This is a genomic window from Enterococcus sp. BWT-B8 (genome assembly GCF_020567625.1).
GTDB lineage: Bacteria > Bacillota > Bacilli > Lactobacillales > Enterococcaceae > Enterococcus_L.
On the sequence record NZ_JAJDJV010000009.1, the window covers coordinates 37,083 to 59,388 of the forward strand.

Annotated in this window: 12 protein-coding genes and 1 pseudogene; 3 read left to right on the top strand and 10 right to left on the bottom strand. The window is 38.2% G+C overall.

Going from position 1 to position 22,306, the window contains the following annotated elements:
* Nucleotides 1–403: 403 nt before the first annotated feature.
* From LI951_RS09655 to LI951_RS09690, 8 genes are all read right to left on the bottom strand, one after another.
* Nucleotides 404–1,357, bottom strand: coding sequence for a LacI family DNA-binding transcriptional regulator (locus LI951_RS09655; RefSeq protein WP_202068406.1), 954 nt, complete (start codon nucleotides 1,355–1,357; stop codon nucleotides 404–406).
* Nucleotides 1,358–1,441: 84 nt separating this feature from the next.
* Nucleotides 1,442–3,094, bottom strand: a complete 1,653-nt coding sequence (locus LI951_RS09660; RefSeq protein WP_202068404.1) for a glycoside hydrolase family 13 protein — start codon at nucleotides 3,092–3,094, stop codon at nucleotides 1,442–1,444.
* 14 nt (nucleotides 3,095–3,108) lie between these two features.
* Nucleotides 3,109–4,779: a glycoside hydrolase family 13 protein gene (locus LI951_RS09665; protein WP_229441991.1), complete on the bottom strand. Its 1,671-nt coding sequence runs from the start codon at nucleotides 4,777–4,779 to the stop codon at nucleotides 3,109–3,111.
* A 946-nt stretch (nucleotides 4,780–5,725) separates the two neighbouring features.
* Entirely contained in the window at nucleotides 5,726–8,020 is a 2,295-nt protein-coding gene (locus LI951_RS09670; RefSeq protein WP_229441992.1) for a glycoside hydrolase family 65 protein, read from the bottom strand.
* Nucleotides 8,021–8,046: 26 nt separating this feature from the next.
* The gene (locus LI951_RS09675; RefSeq protein ID WP_202068401.1) at nucleotides 8,047–8,871 is read right to left on the bottom strand and encodes a carbohydrate ABC transporter permease; all 825 of its coding nucleotides are present in this window, start codon (nucleotides 8,869–8,871) and stop codon (nucleotides 8,047–8,049) included.
* Nucleotides 8,871–9,734, bottom strand: coding sequence for a carbohydrate ABC transporter permease (locus tag LI951_RS09680; RefSeq protein WP_229441993.1), 864 nt, complete (start codon nucleotides 9,732–9,734; stop codon nucleotides 8,871–8,873). The genes LI951_RS09675 and LI951_RS09680 overlap by 1 nt, the downstream gene beginning before the upstream one ends.
* A 412-nt stretch (nucleotides 9,735–10,146) precedes the next feature.
* Nucleotides 10,147–11,457, bottom strand: coding sequence for an ABC transporter substrate-binding protein (locus LI951_RS09685; protein ID WP_229441994.1), 1,311 nt, complete (start codon nucleotides 11,455–11,457; stop codon nucleotides 10,147–10,149).
* 909 nt (nucleotides 11,458–12,366) lie between these two features.
* Nucleotides 12,367–13,227: a DegV family protein gene (locus tag LI951_RS09690; protein ID WP_229441995.1), complete on the bottom strand. Its 861-nt coding sequence runs from the start codon at nucleotides 13,225–13,227 to the stop codon at nucleotides 12,367–12,369.
* A 1,033-nt stretch (nucleotides 13,228–14,260) separates the two neighbouring features.
* Here LI951_RS09690 and LI951_RS09695 point away from each other — a divergent pair.
* A complete protein-coding gene (locus LI951_RS09695; protein ID WP_229441996.1) occupies nucleotides 14,261–15,676 on the top strand; it encodes a gluconokinase in 1,416 nt (471 codons plus the stop codon).
* A 364-nt stretch (nucleotides 15,677–16,040) separates the two neighbouring features.
* Nucleotides 16,041–17,462, top strand: a complete 1,422-nt coding sequence (locus LI951_RS09700; RefSeq protein WP_202068394.1) for a helix-turn-helix domain-containing protein — start codon at nucleotides 16,041–16,043, stop codon at nucleotides 17,460–17,462.
* Nucleotides 17,463–17,566: 104 nt separating this feature from the next.
* Here LI951_RS09700 and LI951_RS09705 read toward each other — a convergent pair whose 3' ends face one another.
* The gene (locus tag LI951_RS09705; RefSeq protein WP_202068392.1) at nucleotides 17,567–17,938 is read right to left on the bottom strand and encodes a DUF7006 family protein; all 372 of its coding nucleotides are present in this window, start codon (nucleotides 17,936–17,938) and stop codon (nucleotides 17,567–17,569) included.
* A 581-nt stretch (nucleotides 17,939–18,519) separates the two neighbouring features.
* Here LI951_RS09705 and LI951_RS09710 point away from each other — a divergent pair.
* Nucleotides 18,520–19,272 (top strand): annotated as a pseudogene (locus LI951_RS09710) (ISL3 family transposase).
* A gap of 279 nt (nucleotides 19,273–19,551) precedes the next feature.
* On the opposite strand, the gene LI951_RS09715 reads toward LI951_RS09710, so the two are convergent.
* Complete coding sequence (locus LI951_RS09715; RefSeq protein WP_229441997.1) at nucleotides 19,552–22,245, bottom strand: AAA domain-containing protein; 2,694 nt, start codon at nucleotides 22,243–22,245, stop codon at nucleotides 19,552–19,554.
* Nucleotides 22,246–22,306 lie beyond the last annotated feature (61 nt).

The following is a 22,306-nucleotide window of genomic DNA, read 5'->3' on the forward strand; positions in this document are numbered from 1 at the left end:
ATGATAGGAGTTATGTTTGAGTTAGTGAACAACAAAAAGATCGGATGGTCAAGAGTTTTTTCAGTACCAAAGGAAAATTGGGAGTTAACAGCTGTTTTCAAGAACAAGTACAGCTGATTTGACTCGATTCAGCAATGGCATCGGACAATCGCTTTTCACAGCTAAGCAGCTTGCGGCTCACTGCCCGAATAATTGAACATGGCGATTCTTACAATTGTATTTTATAGAAGAATAATCCCTGGACGTAATACCCGTCTAAAAGAATCTACAGCTTAATTTACGTATTCTAAAAGTTCCATCATATTTATTCTCTTTCATCAATAAAAAAGGGATACTTTTCATTAATGAACAAGAAAAACAGCAGCTTCAATCAATCAGCTGCTGTTCTGTTTCATTCTCTGTTCTATTTCCTCTTTGTCGAATCTCTGATAATCAGTTCAGGTAGAAAGCGTCTGTATCCCTGGCTCTGACCATCTTCTTCAATCTTTTTAATCAGCATCTCTCCGCAGACTTCACCCATTTTCACAATCGATTGTTTTGCTGTGGTCAGCTTGGGCGAGCTGACCTGATCCAGAAAAACACCATCGAAACCAATAATACCAAAATCATGTGGTATTTTCCCGCCGCTGTTGGCGATTCCCCGCTCGATTCCGATTGCCAGCCGATCTGAACTGCAAATAAAGCAGGTATTAGGCGAAAAAGTCTCCCAGTACGCTTCAATAAACAGCTGACTTAGGGTTGATCGATTATTGAAACGCTCAATTCTGGCAGCTTTATTATTTAGCTCCATTGTTTTCAGATATCCCTGTTCCCTTGATTGTTCGAAGGACTCATCCACATCAATTCCAATATAAATGATTTCATCATAGCCGCAGGCAATCGCATAGTTGGTCGTCATTTCTGTTCCATACTGATTGTCGCTGTCTACATAATCATAGCCCTGACTGTTTTCGCCAAAGAGAACTACAGGTTTTTCCAGTGTACGAATCCAGTCAAAATCATTTGCCCGAAATCCCGTAATAATGTAACCATCGCAGGTGCCGGTATCAAAACCATCCTTTGTAACGAGCTGTAAAGAGTAATGCGCTTTTCCAACCGATCGTGCAATTCCCATCAGCAGATTCATATAATAGGGCTCTGTTGTATCAATTTCTTCCAAAATAAACAGTTTAATAATCTGAGAACGATTTTTCACAAGAGCCTTGGCCGCAATGTTTGGATGATAATCCACTTCCTTCATTGCATGATAAACCAGTTCCTTCAGTTCATCCGTCACTTGTTCCGGATGATTGATTACTCTTGAAACTGTCATTTTTGAAACATTTGCCAATTTTGCCACATCAGAAAGTGTTGCCATTTACTCACCTCGCCCTTCATAGCCTGCTGCGCTGTCTTCTGTGCCAAAAGCACTGCCCTTTGATTATACATGAAAAACAGTTTTTTAAACACGTACAACCCACGCATCATAAGGCTTTAATTGTATAGATGATGAAGCAAATGAGACAGAAGAAGAGTTGCTGATTATAAGCTCCTGAACTGTATCTTTTAGCTCAAATGTATGTGACTGACTGGAGAAATTCGCCGCAATCAGCCAGCGCTCTCCTTTATATTCTCTGTAATAAGCAAATACCTCAGCTTTTGTTGTATTAACCAGCTCGTAATCTCCCCAGACAATCAGCGGATGTTCTTTCCTAAGCTGAATCAGCTTTTGATAGGTATAAAAAATAGAATCCGGATTCTCCAATGCTTTTTCTGCATTAATTTCGTGGTAGTTTTCATTCACCGGCAGCCAAGGAGTTCCTTCGGTAAATCCTGCATTCTTTGAATCATCCCATTGCATCGGTGTCCGGGCATTATCTCTGCCTTTAACGTTAATGGAATGAATAAGTTTCTCCTCTGAATGCCCTGCAGCAAGCCGTTCATTATACATATTGACACTCTCAATGTCTTCCACTTCCTCAATCGAAGTAATCGGACGATTAGTCATGCCCAGTTCTTCTCCCTGATAAATATAAGGTGTTCCCTTCATCATGTGAAGCAGAATCGCAAACATTTTCCCGCTCTTCTCACGATAGTCCCGGTCATTTCCCCATCTTGAAATGATTCTTGGCAAGTCATGATTATTCCAAAAAAGACTGTTCCAGCCCTGACTGCCTAAAGACGTCTGCCATTTGGACAATACTTCTTTTAGTTTCTCAACAGACAGCGGCTGCAGGTCCCATTTATCTTTTCCTTCCTGCTGATCCAGACCCATATGTTCAAACTGAAAAATCATGGATAATTCCTGACGTTTCGGATCAGAATACAGTTTAGCAATTTCAGGTGTTGCTCCCCAGGTTTCGCCTACTGTCATCACATCATATTTTCCAAATGATGCCTGATTCATCTCCCGTAAATAAGTGTGAAGCTTTGGTCCATTCGCTGTCAGCATGTCATCCGGCAGCTTGCCGATCAGGTCAATCACGTCCATTCTAAAACCGCCAATGCCTTTTTCCAGCCAAAAATTCATCATTGCATATACATCTTTACGAACAGCTTGATTTTCCCAATTTAAATCCGGCTGTCTTTTACTGAACAGATGCAGATAATATTGACCGGTTTCTTCATCTAACTGCCAGGCACTGCCGCTGAAAATGGATCTCAGCTCATTTGGTTCCTTTCCTTCAACCGGATCACGCCAAATATAATAATCGCGGTAAGGATTATTTTTTGATTTTCTCGCTTCCACAAACCATCGGTGCTCGTCAGAGGTATGATTGACAACCAAGTCCATAATAATCTTGATGCCGACCTCTTCTGCTTTTTGAATCAGTTCCTCCATATCAGCCATTGTACCAAACTCCGTCATAATTTCCTGATAGTCACTGATATCATAACCGTTATCATCATTTGGCGACTGATACACCGGGGAAAGCCAGATGGCTGTAATCCCCAATTTTGCCAAATAATCAATCCGCTGAATAATGCCCTGAATGTCACCAATGCCATCCCCGTTGCTGTCCTGAAAGCTCCTTGGATAAATTTGATAAACCACAGCATTTTGCCACCAGTTTCCAGTTGATTCTTCTTGAAGTTCATTATGTTCTTTTATCATTTCCCCACCTGCAATCAATTACTATTTTTTTCATTTATTTTCAATTGATAAAGTCTTGCTTCATAGGGCTGCAGTGTACTTAGTTCAGAAAGCTTTCCAGTCTCGAAATAATTGCCTAAAACCAGCTGCCAGTCTTCCCCCAATTTCTCTAATTGTTTAGAATGTTTATAAGCTGCCCGTTCACCTGAAAGATTCACAATGATTAGAAATACGTCCTCTTCAAGAAGTCGAAGGTATACATATAACTGTTCATCTTCAGGTAACAGCTCTTCAAAGCTGCCATAAATCAATGCCTGATTTTCTTTTCGAAGCTGAATCAGCTGTTGATAAAAATGAAAAACAGAAGTCGTCTCCGTTTGTTCTTGTTCTGCATTAATTGTGGATTTATTTGGGTTTACAGACAACCAAGGTTTGTTTTCTGAGAACCCGCCGTAGTGTGTATCATCCCACTGCATCGGTGTTCGGGCATTATCCCGGGAAGTAGCCCGGATAACTGCCATAGCCTCTTCTTCCGATTTTCCCTTTTTCCGCAGTTCATGATAAAGGTACTTGGAATCCAACGCATCTACCTGCTCAATGCTTTCAAATGGCATATTCGTCATTCCAAGCTCCTGTCCCTGATAAATAAACGGGGTACCTTGCAAAAGCATGTACACCAACGCAAGAGCCTTCGCAGAAATTTCTCTGAGCTCCTTAGAATCGTTACCAAAAGCTGAAACAGAACGGGGAACATCATGATTTTCCATGTACAAAGCGTTCCAGCCCTTGCCGTCCAATGCATATTGCCAGCTTGACAAAGCTTCTTTAAACGCTTTTATATCAAATTCTTCTGACTCTTCCTGCTTCCAAAGTCCTATATGCTCAAATTCAAAGATCATATTGAAATAGCCGTCTTTCCCTGCCCATTTTTCCGCTTCATGTGCACTCACTCCGCTGGCTTCGCCTACAGTCATAATATCGTAACGATCAAATACTTCTTTAAGCTCATTTAAATGACTGTCAATACCTTCAATATTCTGGTATCTTGCTGCAACCTTTGTTTCGTGTGCCGGTAAATCATGAGCAGCTTTCTTTATATGAGAAATCGCATCTACCCGAAATCCGTCAATTCCTTTATCCAGCCACCAGCTGATCATTGAAAACAGTTCTTTTCTCACTTCTTCATTTTCCCAGTCCAAATCCGGCTGTTCTTTCGCAAATGCATGAAAGTAATATTGTTCTGTTGTCTCATCATATTCCCAGACAGAGCCGCCGAAAATCGCCTGCCAGTCAGAAGGCGGTCCGCCGTCCACTCCATCTTTCCAAATATAATAGTCTCTGTAGGGATTATCCTTGCCTTTTGCGGACTCTCTAAACCAGTCATGCTGATCAGAGGTATGGTTGATCACCAGATCCATAATTACTTTTAAATCCAGCTGATGCGCTTCTTTCAGCAGCAAGTCAAAATCTGCCATTGTACCAAAATCCGCTAAAATCTCATGGTAGTTGCTGATATCATACCCATTATCTATATTTGGAGAATCATAAACCGGATTAATCCAAATAAAGTTGACACCCAGCTCTTTTAGATAGGGAAGCTTTTCTCGAATACCATTCAAATCGCCAATACCGTCCCCATTACTGTCTTTAAAACTTCGAGGATAAATTTGATAACCAACTGCTTCTTTCCACCATTTTTTTTCCATAGTTTCCTCCCTGCTTTGAAGCTTTTTACCTGCATATTCCTTTGGAGTCATCAAGCTTCTGCTGCTATTCCTGAGAATAACGATAGAGAGCGGAACAGAAATAAAGTTCCAAGCTCTCTTCGTATCTCCCCCCGAATGAACGGCGGGACAAAAGGGACTGTGACATAAGTATGTCCGAGACCCCTAAAACCGAATAAACGGTGTTCCAGTCTTTGTATGATTCGAGCATTCGAAGAAGCGTAGAAGCAAGTTCATACATGCCCCTAAGACATGCGACGAGCATTCGAAGAAGCGTAGGAGTAAAGCCCCTCCATGCTTCGAGGATCGGAACGAAGTCCTTCAATTCTTAATGGCTTTGCCGTTTAGAAATTGATGAGATCGAAACGAAGTGTAGTGTAGTGAGAACCGTAGACGCAGAAAAACGGATACAGCGTAATGTTTTGTCTCGAGAATCGTTAGACTCGTAGAGACAGCAGTTCTTCTACGTAATGGTTTGTCTCGAGAATCGTTAGACTCGTAGAGACAGCAGTTCTGGAAATAAATCACTACGATTGACTCGTCAGAGTAGATGATGCATGATGCCTACTTGGTTCTTGAGACAGAACACTTCTGTCACAACCTCGACGAGTAACCGCAGGAGCAGCTCCTTCACCGGGTAAGTAACAGGACGTCATCTACTCTGCTAAAGCAAGCCTAGTGAAGACTGTCAACTCTAGTATGTTTCGTACGTAGAAGTTGATGTGATCAAAGTACAGTGTAGTGTCTCAATTCTCAGCTATTCATTCTATGAATAGTATTCCTCAACAATTTTCGGATATTCCTTCTTAATTCTCAGAGCTGATCGCTTTTGTCCCGACCTCAGATCGTTAGAAGCTTTCCTTCCACATAAAGTTGTTCCGCTGCTGTCATAATATAGATACGCATTTCCTGAGCAACTCCGCTCATTTTAGTCAACCGTTTCTTCTTTACGAATCGGAACTGTAATTTTTTCTCTTAAAGTCATTTCTTTTTCATAAATCGACAGACTCAGTTCTTCCCCTTCAACCAATTCCAGCGCAACTGTTTCTGAATTCACTGCGATTGAGATCAGACGTCCGCGGTAGTTAATGGCAAATGAGTAGCCCTGCCACATTTTAGGAAGAAACGGATTAAATGTCAATTGTCCATCGTAGGTGCGCATTCCTGCAAAGCCCTGAACAATTGCCAGCCAGCTGCCGCTCATGGATGTGATGTGAAGCCCATCATCTGTATCGTTATTGTAGTTGTCCAAATCAAGGCGGGCAGTTCGTTTATACAAGTCCACAGCTTTTTCTTCCTGCCCCAGCTCTGCAGCCAGAATTGCATGGACACATGGAGACAGGGAGGATTCATGTACCGTCATTGGTTCATAAAAATTAAAGTTCCGCTCTTTCTCTTCCCTTGTAAACTGATCACCGAAGAAATAAACACCCTGCAGTACATCAGCCTGCTTAATAAAACAGCTGCGCAGAATGCGATCCCATGACCAGTGCTGGTTTAATGGACGCTCTTCAGGTCTTAAGTCTGAAACCGGCATCAAATCTTTATCGAGAAATGTATCATGCTGAACAAATACATCCAGTTCCTCATCATAAGGATAATACATATGGTCAATAATGTCCTGCCATTTTTCCTTTTCATCTGCCGACACATTCAGTTCATGCTTTGATTCAGTATATGCACAGTCAATATTATCCAGCGCATATTTTAAGCACCATGAAGCAATATAGTTGGTAAACCAGTTATTGCTGACATTATTGTCATATTCATTTGGTCCTGTCACTCCATGAATCATATATTTCTGAACACGTTTCGAATAATGAACGCGGTCAGCCCAGAAACGGGCAATATTTACTACGACTTTGATTCCATCTTTTAGTAAATAGGTTTCATCTCCTGTGTAATTGGTATAATCAGCAATCGCATGAACCATTGACCCATTTCGATGAATTTCCTCAAAGGTGATTTCCCATTCATTATGACACTCCACCCCTGTGAAGGTCACCATTGGGTATAAAGCGCCTTTCAGCCCTTGACGCTGCGCATTGATCAGCGCACCATCAAGCTGCTTGTATCGATATTCCAGTAATTTCCGGGTAACCTTCGGCTCAGTAACAGACAGATACATCGGAACGATATATGCTTCCGTATCCCAGTATGTTGCTCCTCCATATTTTTCTCCGGTGAAGCCTTTAGGACCAACATTCAGACGTTCATCTTCTCCGTAGTAAGTGGAAAATAATTGAAAAAGATTAAAACGAATACCCTGCTGCGCTTCATCATCTCCTATAATTTGAACATCTGCTTTATGCCAGCGTTCTTCCCACGCTGCTTCCTGTTTTTCAAGATGCTGATCGAAAGTCTGAGAGAGACCAGCTGTTAAAAGCTCTTTCGCTGCTGTCAGCTGATTTTCTTCTGGAACATCCCTGCTTGTTACGACAGCGATTGTCTTTTCCAATGTAAACATCTGTCCGATATTTCCCGACCAGGTAAACTGATCACCGACCAGCAGTATTTCTGAAACCCTCTGTCCTTCAACAGACTCGCTGACTTTATTTTTCATCACTGTAGTAACAGTAAATCTGGGCACCTCAAATGCATTGGGAATGGTTTCCATCATCAGGTAGTTTATTCCATCCTGATTTTCCCGCTGCTTTTCTTCCCAGAACATTTCGTCATAGTTGCTGTCTTCGTTTCGGACATTTCCATCTACTTTTGAAAAGACACGAATTTCCGGATTTCCTGACAGCACTTCTGCTTTAACACGGACAAAGCCCAGTTCTTTATCAACAATACTGACAAAACGCTCAAAAGAAAAGGCAACCTTATTTTCTGCTTCCTCATAGACAAATGTTCGTTTCAGCAAGCCGTTTTTCATATCCAATTCCATATAGAAGTCTTTTACGTCCTGCTTTGCAAGATCTAATACTGTTCCGTTAATGGTAATATCAACAGCAATAAAATTGACTGCATTAATTACTTTTCCAAAATAGTCCGGATAACCGTTTTTCCACCAGCCAACTCGAGTTTTATCCGGATACCAGATGCCTGCCAGATACAACCCTTGATGTGAATCACCGCTGTATGTTTCTTCAAACATTCCTCGCATGCCCATATAACCATTGCCAATGGATGTCAAGCTTTCCATCAGTCGTTTATTCTCACGATCTAACTGGTTGGTCGCTATTTTCCAAGGATCAATCTCAAATAATCGTTTATACATTTCAGCCCTCCAACTGTCGCCTGTACCTATTTCACAGCACCATCGGCAACTCCTTTAATAATTTGTTTTTGCATGATAAAGTAGAAAATAATTACCGGAAGTATTGCAAGTACCAGACCAGCCAATGCTAGATGCCATTGTTTTGTATATTGTCCGAAGAAGAAAAACATTTTCAACGGAATCGTCTGTGTTGTCGGTGAATTAATAACCAGTGAAGGAAGCAGATAATCGTTCCAAATCCACATTGTATTCAATACAATCACTGTTACAGTCGTTGGCTTCAGCATCGGGAAAATCACTTTCCAAAATACCTGAAATCGGTTGGCTCCATCAATAATCGCCGCCTCATCCAATGCCTTTGGAATACTCTTCAATGCGCCATGGTATAAGAAAATTGACATACTCGCACCAAACCCAAGATACATGAAAATGATACCTGTCTGATTCAACATTTGTGCTTTACCAAATAGTGATACTAATGGAATCATAACAGACTGGAAAGGAACCAGCATTGCCGCCACGAATACCATGAAAATAAATGTACTTAATTTCGTCTGCATCCGCTCCAGTGCATACGCACAAAGGGAAGAGAAAATTACAATCACTGTTACACTTACGACAGTGATCAGAAGAGAATTAAATAAGGTCTTAATAAAGTCCAGCTGACTGAAAGCTTCAGGATAATTTGCCCATGTAAAGTTTTCAGGAATACCAAGCGGATTGGTAAATATTTCCTGTTTTGATTTGAATGAGTTGCTGATCATTAAGTAGAAAGGAATCAGCCAGACCAGCCCCAGACCGATCCCCAGAATCATTCGAAGTATTCTGCTGCTTGATTTTTGTTTTTCCATTATACTTCGACCTCTTTTCTCTTCGTCAGATATACTTGCGCCAATGAAATAACGGCTACAATAATGAAGAAGATTACCGCTTTGGACTGTGCATAGCCCATTTTATTTTCTACAAAGGCGCTGTTATAGATGTTCATAGCCACCATCTGCGTTGAATTGTATGGTCCTCCATTTGTCAAAGACAGGTTTTGATCATACAATTTAAAGCTGTTGGACAGTGTCATGAACAGACTTACCGTAAAACCGGGCATAATCAACGGGAATTTTACATGCCAGAATTTTTGCCAAGAAGTTGCTCCATCCAGATCTGCTGCTTCCAGCAGAGCATCATCCACATTTTGCAGATACGAGATATAGATAACCATGATATACCCAGACATCTGCCAGCACATCACAATAATCATCGCCCAAAAACCAGTCTGTGAAGTGGACAGCCATGTTTTAAGTCCTTCATTTCCAATCAGATCACCAATTGCGCTGAATGCATTAATAAAAATAAACTGCCAAATAAATCCAAGAATCAACCCGCCGATAAGGTTCGGCATGAAAAAGACCGTTCTTAATAAGTTCGCACCTTTAAATTTACTGGTCACCAGCATAGCCAGTCCCAGTCCAATCACATTGATTAATACAATCGATACAACAGAAAATCGAACTGTAAACCATATAGCTGACCAAAAGCCACTGTCAGATAATAACTTTTTATAGTTCGCTAAACCAACAAACTCTCCTCTGGCAACTGCATCCCAGTTTGTGAATGAATAATAGACACCATATAAAAACGGAATGACGACCACTATCGTCAATGCCAGCACAACCGGTGCAGCAAATAGATAAAACCACGTTTTCTTTTGATGTTTCATTATGTGTTCCCTCCTCTTATGTAAAAGGGACTGTGACATAAGTATGTCTGATATCCCTAAAACCGAATAAACGGTGTTCTAGAAGCTGCCTCTTCGGAAATAAGTCGAACTATACTGAAAATATGAGTAGCTATTTTCGTATAGTCCGACTTATTGTCATAAATCACTACGATTGACTCGTCAGAGTAGATAATGCATGATACCTACCTGGTTCTTGAGACAGAACACTTCTGTCACAACCTCACACAAAGCTTGATTTTCAGTTTTCCAAAACCATTTCTTTTGGAAATAAACTGTATTCTTTTAAACAGCACCTGAAATCAGCTGAATAGTATGGCAGCCTGATTGTCAGTTCTACTGTTTATTCTGTTCTATTGGTCCTTCTTTAAAACTATATCCCCTTAATACAGTCTTATTCTCTTTCTTCTGCCCATTTATCCTGAGAAACTTTTACTACTTCATCCCATGTTGCTTCTCCGGCAACATATTTTTGAATTTGAGCACCTAGTGTTTGTTCGCCCCAGCCGGCAGGATAGCCCATAAAGACCCAGCCAGTCGTGTTTCCTTCTGTGTAGTATGTGTATACTTCTTTAGAAAGAGGATCAGAAATCTTATCTGTATCATAGCCTGCATATGCCGGCACAAATTTGAACTCTTCCAATACAATTTGTTTTCCTTCATCTGTTGTATACAGATAATCGAGGAAATCTTTCGCTGCCTGAACTTCTTCATCAGAACCATTTGGATTTACACCCCAGTACATTGGTACACCAACTGGAATTGTTCCTTCCGTTACACCATCAATTGGAATTGGCAACAGACCAATATTTTCGTTTGCCAGTTCTTCGTCAAGTTCTGCAATGGTTGGATATACCCAGTTCCCCTGTTGTGTCATGGCAACTTTTCCATTTGCAAACAGTTGTTCAATTTGTTGAGAGTAATCCAGACTATTTGTCGGCTGTACAGAGTATTTATTAGAGATATCGATATATTTTTTAAATTGATCTCCATAAGTAAACTCCACTTCTTTCGCTTCATACGCCTGCATTACATCGTTGTTAAACTCCGCATTTAAAAATGCATTTGACCCGTGCAAGCCTGTAATCCACTGTTCTTTTGCAGCCAAAGCGAATGGCGCTTCAATGCCCAATTCATCCTTTTTAGCTTCCAACGTCTTCGCTGCATCTTCTAAATCAGATAAGGTAGAGATGCTTTCTGCATCAATGCCTGCCTTTTCAAAAATTTCTTTATTGTAAAGAACACCATAGCCTTCAATATTGTATGGAAGCCCAAGTACCTTACCGTCTTTTGTCGCACCAGTCAATGTTCCTTCAAGTGCCTGCTTTGCAGATTCGGTATCGCTTAAATCTGTTAAATTATCCAGCCACATATTTACATCTTCCGGACCGCCGATATTGTAGATATCAGGCTCATTACCGGAAGAGAATTTAGATTTCAGTGCAGCACCATAGTCAGAACCGCCGCCAACTGTTTCTATATTGATTTTTACATCCGGATTTTCTTCTTCATACTTTTTTGCCAGAGCTTCAAATTGATCTTTGAACTCTACTTTAAATTGAAAAATATCGATTTCTGTTTTGTCTGATGAGCTATTGCTTGAACTGCCGCTATTGTCAGCAGAATTCCCGCATGCTGCCAAACTTAATGCGATTCCCGACGCCAATAAACCTAAACCAATTTTCTTCCAGCTTCTTTTATTCATTTTGGTCCCTCCAAAGTTATTTTCTTAACATCTATATTGTGCAATCGATTTCGCTATTTTGCAAGCGTTTTTATCCTGTTACCGATAACAAGATTATTTCACCCTACAAACACATTCATTCCATACCATTCCCCATTCATTTAAAGTTAAAATCACTGTAATTATGATTGCTGATCTATTTTTATTTTACGCAAACGAATGCAGAAACTTAGTATGGGAGATACGGGATTTAAATTAGATTGCGACCGCAAAAAAGAGGTCGGGACAAAAGCGATCAGCTCCGAGAATTAAGAAGGAATATCCGAAAATAGGGCTTCATATTTTCAGGATAGTTCGGCTTAATTCCGAAGGAGTTGCTCCTGCGGTTACTCGTCGCAAAAAGAATTTTTGCTTTTGTACCGCCGTTTATTCGGGTTTAGATATGAAGAGAGTTTGGAACTTTGATTCTGTCCCAAACTCTTCGTTAAATCAGTCGCTCATTTTTATTATCAGGTTCGTTTTATATCAGATTCAACAGCTCTTCATCACCTATCAGCACATTAATCAAATTGCCTACCCCAATACCCCTGTCTCTTTACCAAGGTTCGTTTCTGGAATAACGACTCCCAGAGAGCATCACTCACCAGCTGATTGAAGATGAGGGAAGCTTGCGTACGATTCCTAACATGAATATTTTTGACTGTTTACCATCAAGAACTTCACGGACAGAATACATTTTTTCAACACTAATTTTCACTCTTTTGACATACGAAAAACTCCCAACATAGTAGTCTAGAAATTTTTATTTTTTCTAGTTCCTATTATGTCGGGAGCATATCAAACCTGAATTTCCTTCTCTATCTTTTTCACAGCAGGCAAAAAATCAAAGTACTTCTACAGCTTATTATTCAACAAAAAATCAAGAGACTTTTATAGATGATTCCCGGAAAAACCGACAATACCAAATGCTCCTGGACCTCCATGACTAGAAACCACACAACCGGTAGGAATCCAATGTACTTTTTTAAACCCCGCCTCTGCTGCCAACCTCTCTGCAGTTTTGCGAATTTCTTCCGACAGACCCTCACTGTATACAAAGGTTAATTCTTCTCTATCTAAATTATACATTTCTATATAATAAGCAAATAATTTTTTCATCGCAAGCATCATGGAACCACGATATTTTTTTGTTGATGTCAGCTTTCCCTCTTTCATTTCAATCAACGGCTTTAAGTTCAACAGTTTTGCACCAAGATATGCAGGGTTGCTGACTCTGCCTCCGGCCTTCAAATACATCAGCGTTTCAGGCATAAAACACATTTGGCAGGTATCAATCAGTTCATTTATTTTATTGATAACTTCACCATACTCCGCTTCCGGATGCGCCTCTATGAATTCAGCGGTTTTAATCACAATCATTGCCTGTCCGGCAGAAACCATTTTTGTATCAATGCTGGTAACATATGGCCGATTCTCCGCAGCAATCTTTGCACTTTGAAAAGACACAGTTGTAATGGAAGAATAAGCCAGATAAAGAATATGCTTATTTGGAAATTCCTGATGAATGCGGTCAAAAACTGTTTCAAAATCATGAGAATTACTACCAACTGTTGTCGGCAATTTTCCTGTCTTATCATAATAAGCAAAAACTTCTGAAACCGGGATAGACCCATCATCAAAGAATTCATCACCCATCCCTACATGCATGGGAACTACTCCTATATTATATTTCTCTACATACATCTGGGGGATATCCGCTCCGGATTCTGCTACCAAAACATAATCTTTCATCTTACACTTCCTTACTTCTTTTATTATAGGTTCTCGATTCCGAACAACGATCAAACTTATTTGAATGGCACCCCTATGCTTCAGCAAGAACAGGTTCCAAGGCATGATCTATAATAATGTACGTAATCCTCCTAAGCATACCATATGAAAGGCATTATCGCTTTATATTTTTTGCTTAACAAAAATAAAAAGAACCTGATATATTCCTCTTAATCTTTTTAGCCTTCAGTTCTTCTCTACTCTGTCTTCTTTAGAAATATCATTCTAAAAAAGTCTCGCATCAAAACATTCAATGTTCCACAAAATTGAGCGTATACTTTTATCCAACAAAAAAGTCTTTTATACTGACTCACTGGAAAATTTATCCTAAAATGATGTATGATATAGGTATCTACCTGAAAAAACACTATGGGAATGTACCTTGGCTTGTCAGTGAAAACAGCATGAACAGAAAGAACAATATATAGATGAAAATGGCATCGTAGAGGATAATTCGTATTGAATTCATTTTACAGCAGCTTGCATAGCTTTTGCGGGAAATTGAAGAAGGAATCAACTTTGAAGATTACATACTTTAGCATTTACAGACCGTGCTTCTCCAATGAATGCTTTTAAAAAGCGTTATGGACTTCATACGAATCGAATTGGATAACAACTAGACAAAAAGCTTAAAAACAGCACACTGTACAAGCAGCTGATTAATGAACGTGAATTCACACTCGCAGACAACGCTGCTGTAAAATAAGCAAAGCTCAATTTAACTCTGCTTATCTTAAGAGACGTACTCCTTCTCTGATTTAAGTAAAGCGAGGTAATTGTTTTAAGGAGAGTCTTTATCCCATGGAAAAAATCTCTTGAATTCTCCTAAAAGAAGCAACTATTTCAAAGACTGTATAGGTCAAAAGTACTCATACGATGGCTTTATCCTAAAAATTTCTTCAATCACTCTGTAAAGTATAAAAAGTTAAAATCATTAAACTTTTACCACACAGATTGTTTAAAGCACATAACGACCATTGAAAGGAGCAATAAGATGTTACATCAAACAATAGTGACCATTGATGTTGGCACCACCGCAATTAAATTTACTCTTTACCAGAATCACAATCAGATTCTGACAACAGAGCTGCGTATCCAAACTTACACTGAAAAGAGCGGAAAAAAATATCAAAAACCTTTGGAAATACTTGATTTATTGCAGACAGGAATCCACTCCATAATAGAAGAGTATCCTTACCCTATCCATTATATCGCCTTAAGCACCGCAATGCATGGACTGATGCCAGTCTATGAAGACGGGAGCTGCGGGGAACTGCTGATCTGGTCTGATAATCAAGCTGCCGAAACAGCTGCTGCATTTAGAAAGTCAGCACTCAGCCAATCTTTTTATGAAAAAACTGGGACGCCTATCCACTATATGTCCCCTTTCTCAAAACTTTTGTGGTTAAAGGAAACAGAACAGCTGCCGGATAATGTTATTAAATGGATTGGACTAAAAGAACTGGTTTCAAATTTCTTCACGGGTGAATATTACCTTGATTATTCAACGGCCTCGGCAACAGGGCTGTTTAACAGCCTTGTTCTTGACTGGGATAATGAAATCTTGACCTACCTCTCAATTAGCAGAAGACAGCTGCCTATACTGGTTGATACAAATACAATTTTAGCCCTCTCTGATGAAACAAAAAAAGCGTTGGGACTCTCGCCTCAGACGCAGCTCTTAATTGGTGCAAGCGACGGCTGTTTAGCTGCGTACGCCGGTTATTTGAACACGGAACTCTCAGTTAGTCTTACTTTAGGAACAAGCGGCGCCATCAGAAAGATCACAGCAGACCGAGAGTTAGATTCTGAAGGAAAAACATTTTGCTACTATCTGAAGAAAGGCTTATGGGTTGTAGGCGGTCCGACAAATAATGGAGGAACTGTTTTGGAATGGCTAAGCAAGCTGTTTTTCAATCATCCAACAGCCATTTTTGAGCACCTGGATAGCGCCCTTGAAGCAAGTTCTCCGGGAGCAGAACATTTACTCTTCCTCCCTTATATTAACGGAGAAAGAGCACCTATGTGGGAGCCATTTCTGACAGGCTCCTATCAGGGGATCACAGCACTGCATGGACAAAATGAATTTATCCGTGCTGCCGTCGAAGGACTGCTTTTTAACCTAAAAGCCATTATGGACGCAAGCCCCTTTCCTGATCAGGAAATTTCTATTAATGGCGGTGTTTTTCGACATCCGGCATTAAGTCAGCTTACTGCTGATATTTTAGGCAAAGACTGTCTGCTATCTGCCAATAATGAACCGTGCTTTGGACTTTTAGGACTAATAAATCAGAAGGCTCTTCCACAGTCAGACACTAACTGTCAATATATAAAAAAAGACACTAAAAATGAAAGCCAATATCTCTCCTTTTATCATTCTTTTCTAGAAACAGCAAAAATAAATCGATAAATATTTTAACTCTATTCCAGAGCAGCCCAATGAAGTATTTTTTGGCACTCTGGTTTTTTATTTTTCACTTAATGAACAGATGGGGTTAAAACACTTAATTTCTCTTGAAAATCAAGCAAAAAAACACTATAATTAATGATCGTTAAATACAAAAAATACATTATTTTTTAACATGTATTCAATTAATTTTCTAAGTGGAGCGGTAATCTGAATTGAGTACTACAACGACAAAGAGCTGCAGCTATTTTCTAGTATCTCTGGATTATACTGCATAAATTACCGTCTTTTTATTCAGCTTATAGGCTTTTAACAAGAGAATCTTTTGAATCCAATGTCAAATCTAATTTGTCTATGAGGAGAACAAATGATACACACATATCTAGAAAAAAAGTTATTACGAGCCATAGACGTTATCGACCTGCTGTTCGGCAGTGACTATCTTTCTCCTGCAGAACTTTCCAGTAAACTCAATTGCACTATTTTAACTTTAGAGAAAGATATTGCTTATCTCAGAGAAGAGCTGTGCATCCCTGTCACAGAGGATAAAACGGGAAATCTTCGTATCGATCCTTTTATTGCAGGCAATCAGGAGAGGCTTAGCAAGGAAGTCTACTCCCACTCACTATTTTTGCGAAGCCTGAATTTTTATCTCGTTCCCTCTGATAAAAAATATATTGACTTTATTGATGAACATTTTATTTCAGTTTCCAAGGGATATCAATTAAGATCAGATGTGGAGCATTTTCTAAAAAAGATTGGATTACAATTAACTGATAATCACGTCACTGGTGATCTGTCCAGAATCCGTTTTTTAATTTCCGAACTGGATAGACAGTTTGGTGCTGAGCTGTTGGTCTTCGATCCGATTGTTACTCAGAAGTCAAATCGGATACTTGATCATTTTGAACTGAATATGGGCATCTGCTTCTCTGAATACGAACGGACTTTCTTTCATTCCTTAATGCAGACAACAGTTGGAGAGGATCTGCCAAAAACTCCATTGATTTTCTCGAAAGAAGCAATTTACTCTATCAGCAAATATACTTGTCCGGAAAACTTTGAAGAGTTCGTGAAACAACAGTTTGAACCGATTTGGCAAGAACGCTTTAATGACGAATACAAATTCACTATACTGGCCTTAATTGTTATTAACACACATATTTTTGATCATACAACAAATAAAGAAATTTTGGCAGCTTACCGTGAAAATCTTATCAGCAATTCCTGTTTTCAAAAACTGCTGAGGCTTTTCACTGAAACATTCTCTGTAGATTATTCGAACGAGGACTGGTTTCTATCTGCTGTATATATTTTTTTAAAAGGCTCAACATTTAACTTACACCCAATGATTTCCATAGAATATTCAAAGCCTAATAAAATTGATCCATACTTTTTTAATCAAATAAAACAAATTGTGGATAAATGGAATGATTGCGGACTGATTATTACGGAAAAACACTTGAATGCCTTATGCTCTCGGCTGAGTCCGTTCATACTGCAAAAGCAAGCAAACACGATTGCACTTATTACAGAAAACAGTTTTGACTACCACATTACAAAACAAGCAATTCAACGGTTTCTTCCGGAAACCATCGAATTTTCAACGTATACTGAATTAACCAGTGAAATTATTGAGAATGATGATGTTGAAAATACATTGTTTATCCTTGATAAACGGGCACCGCTAGCCGGGAGTATTGAGAGTGTTAAACATTTCCTGTTTATTAACTTCCCTCCCGGAATCGAAGAACTTAAGGAAGTGCTGGCCTTTACACTTATAAAATAAAAAAGCAGCTTGGAATAAATGGTTATTTGAAAGATAGCCTTTCAAAAATACTTTTATTCTGCCTGCTCTTTTATCATATTTATTCATAAATATTCTGACTTGCTTCATCCAATTTGAAACAACAATGAATCTTTTTCAAACGGCTTAATCTCAAAGCTGGCCAGTCGATCAAAATGAGTCTTTTTGTATTCTGAATCTGCCAATTCAATTAGTTCTTCACACCTATATTCTTCAATTATTTCTTTGTTCGAAAAAAAGAAGGAAACAATTCGAAGCTTTGCATCAAACTTCATCAGCTGAGGAAGAACTTCATAAAAGTTTTCTCCGTTAATTTGCTGAACTAATTCGTTCGCTTCTTCACGAATCTTTGCAGAATAATCCATCAATTCCCTGTATTTTTCTCTATCCTCTTCCTCAAGAATATCCAACGAAAAGCATTTCTCTGAATTCCATAATCCGCACCATATATTTTTCAAGCTCCTACCTCCTCTACCCGCATATGATTTCGGGCAATCTTTATTCTACTTTGGCTCACTGCCTATTTTACCTGTTTTAATTACACTTATTTTCCACATTTATTTTTAGAAAAATAGAAAATAATGGTAAGATTTCACAAATATGTAAGAAAACAAATAAGAGCCTATTTCATCGGAAAAATAATTAACAATTTGAGCTTCAATTATAGTAATAATCGGCTTTCTTTCCTTAATTACTAGTTCTGCTCACATAAATACTCTAGCAGAATGGCGGGCGAAGGGCTCTATACTTTATGATGTTGGTGAAAAATCACTGGCATCTTTTTTAGTAAAACTATATGGAAAAGACACCCTGCAATCCTTTAAAATAAAGTCGTCAAAAACCACTTTAAAGGAGAATGCACGATGTCTTGTTCAGATTCTATCGAAGATATGCTCGATATTCTAGACGTAACCCTTCATTTCGAAGAAAAATTTTTTTCTAAAGAAATAATCAAGGAACAGGTATGTATGTTTTTTTCTGATGTCCTTGATGACATCCCTCGCAATTGTCCGCATTGCTTATGTTCTGTGGCTTCATGATGGACGGAGACACCCATCAGCTCATTGATATCCTTGAAAACAGACAGCTGACTTATTTAGAAAGGTACTTTACTCGTTACCCTTTGGCAGAACGGCAAAAAGTGACCTTCGTTGTCTGTGATATGTATACGCCCTATTTTTCTTTAGTGAAAAAGATGTTTCCAAATGCACAGATCATTCTGGACTGTTTTCATCTCGTTCAGCTCATCAGCTGAACGTTTCTGACCCATCGTATTCAGCGAATGAACACATTTGATCGCCGTGTTTATGCGGAACGAAGAAAGTACAACCACATAAAGAAGTGTTGGAAACTGCTACAAAAGAATCAAACAAAACTGAATAGTCAGAAGCATCTGTGGTGTCCTGTATTTCGTAACTATTTAACTGAAACAGACATTGTTGATCGCTTATTAAGTTATGATCTGGAGCTACATAAAGGATATACCCTTTATCAACACTTTCTTTGTGCATTTAAAGAGAAAAATTTTTCTCATTTCCACCAATTGCTTCTGGAAGATGTCTCTTCTCTTCCAGAAAACTATCAAAAAACGATACAAGCCTTCAAAAAAATGTCAAAGAAGATTAAGCGATCCTTTGAACGACCTTATTCTAACGGCCCTTTGGAATGTTTAAATAATCATATCAAGGTGCTCAAACGCAATGCTTATGGATTCAGAAGCTTTTATAACTTCAAACTCAAGATCAATCTCTGCTTTGGCGAAGCGCATTTCAAACTGAGCAAAAAAGCCTAGAGAAAATTTCTCTCTAGACTCTACTCTATTTCTCTCGATTTTTCTTACCAATATTCATTGACAAAGAACCGTTATCCCGCTGACCCTTCCAGCAAAGGGATAGTGTTTTCTACAAGTTTCAACAGCTTCTAAATGCTGTTATATCAACATCCGCTGTTTGGAACGATATCATGAAATTCTGGTGATTTTTCTAGATTGGTGCTAGTTTGGGTGTTAGTTATCAAATAAAAAATAGTTCCTAACTTCACTTTTCTTAGTGATAAGAGTATTTCACTTATACTAACTTTCCTCACCATCCTGGGTACTACTCTTAATAATACATTCGTTTAAAAATACTTTTGTTTTTCTCTCAATATTCCCCTCAGTTGTCTTTAATCTAAGCAAAGGAATATCAGCCTTTTCTAAAATAATATTTTTTACCGCATCACGTTCTTGTTGCACCTTAGCATCATGACTACCCCCATCTACTTCAATCACGCCTATCGGATTCTTTCCGACCTTATAATAAATGACAAAGTCACAGCTCGCTTTTTGTTTCATAAATTCTATTTCTCTATCAGTAAATGAATTATTTTTAATTGAGACAAGTTGAATCAAATCGATCTGCATATGAAACATTAAAGAAGTAAATTCAGCTGTCATTAAAATATCCCTAAGTAGGACAGCCATAATCTGCTCAGATTTGAAATGTGAATCCTTTAAATTCAATCGAGTATTTAACTTTTCTAGAGAACGATCATATTCTCTATACAATAAATCGAATGCGGAGATTACCGGGCTATCATAGACATATTCATCTGAAGCATAGTATTTAATATATCTAACTAAAGCTGCCAAACTTTGGTTGTTTCTTGTAAAAACTTCATTACCAGTTACTAAAGTAAATTTGTTGATGGCTCTTGAAACAGCTACATTCACCAAATGTGGATCATCAACAAAATCAATAGATTTTTGGCTACTTTTTTTCTTATCCAACACTGTTGAAAAAATAACCTCTTTACATTCTCTACCTTGGAATTTATGAATTGTTGCTTTAGCAAACTCTTCTGGCAAATACTCTCCAGCTAAATTGACTTGATTATTATAAGGTGTAATAAATCCGATATTTTTTTCATCAGACCAACCAACTTCCACTAGAGACTCAATTTCTCGCAGGTTAGCTCGTTTTCTTGTATGATTTCCTTTAGATGTGACGATTAGCTCAATTGAAGATTCGCCTCCATCTATAGTCATGGGTATTAGTTGATTATCGTAAAATTGTTGATTACAAAACTGGATAATTTTAGGATGACATCTATAATGCTCCTTCAGCAACGTTACGGGCACTTCCTCCTTGAACAGCTTAACAAATGAATCTAGCAAACTATATTTCGTACAATCATAATACTCTAAAGGAGAGACAGTTTCAGTCTTTTCGGGTATATGTGGGAGTTGCTTACGATCACCTACAACAATAATATTTTTTGCACAGCCCAGACTCAAAATACCTGGAACGATATCTTGCTGCGACGCCTCATCAATAATGATGTAGTCCAATATTGCTCCATCTGCTATCGAGTTAATAATCGAATGTGTACTACTTCCAATCACAGGAAACCGTTTAATAAAATTACTGAAATCCTTTCTATAGTTATCTACGGTAAAATTCGCATTTGCTGGAACCGATTTTGATAACTGCTGTTTAAGATACTGCATTGATTTATTCGTTAAATCTTCTAATAATTTTTTGAAATTTTCTTTTTCCAAATCGTTTTTATATTTTTGTAATTGCTGCTCTTTTTGTTGCAACATTTTTTCATAATAATGAAACTGTAGGGAATAAGTAAAATTTATTCGTTCAGTATAAGTGTCTAAAAATTTAGTTCTAAATATTCTAAACTCTAACAACAAACGGAATCTTTCTTTAAAAGACAAATTTTTTTGAGAAAGATAATTCATATATGCAAGTAAATCAGAAGTTTTCTCAGGACTCAATTTATATCTATCAACATCAATTAAATCTACAAGTACATTTTCCTCACGCCATTCTTCTAAGTGCTTTTTTTCAACAAGCAGCTCACTGATTTCTGCAGTCAATTGCGCTACTTTATTTTGTGCAGTTAGACTCGTTTTCACTCTTGTCAAAATATCATCAATTTCCTCTATAGAAACGGCTACAGAATCCGAGCTATAACGTGGTACTTCTTTCACTTCTGCAAAAAATTCTGTCTTATTGTCTGAACTCCCTAATTTAGCAATAAGGTAGTCTAGTTCTTTTTTAGCCATCTTCTCATACACATTTTCAACTGCTGGATTATTATTTGAAACAATTGCAACAGATTTTTTATTCACTAAAATGTTTGCGATGATATTTAAAATAGTTTGTGTCTTTCCTGTACCCGGAGGTCCTTCAATAATACTAATTTGAGAGGAAAAGGCATTTTCAACAGCTTCTAATTGACTCTCATTCAACCCAAATGGAAAAATAAAATGCTCTAAAGAATCTCTAACCTCATTTTTACCATAACAATACGAATGCAAAGCTGTTCCTTTATAAGGAGTAATTTTGTTCAATTGTCTCTCTATATTTTCGGCCATAGGTTTATTTGTTGGACTAGCATGGCGAACACGCTCTTTTACAATTTCAGTAAAATAAGAAAATGTATTCTCATTTTTCAAACCAGAACTCGCAATAATACTTACATTTTCCGACCTCATGATATACTTTTTTTGATCATTTGGATAATTTACAACAACATACTTATTCCCATATTCAGTCGCTTTATCTATTTGTTGATAAATGTTTTCTTCTCTAGATAAAAGACCTGCTTGTATTTGTTTTTGCGGTGTAATCTTGCAGAAGTTTAACGGTTTTGTAAATGACTTACCTGATGGAAAATCTACAGTCACCATCAACTGATTTTCTTTACTCCAGAGTCTCCAATCTGTTATTTGGTTCGTTTTGTTCTGTCCGTTCATATATATCGAAAACATTTTATACCGCCTCAAATATAATTTATATAAAACAAATTATATCAAACAAAAAGAACTATAG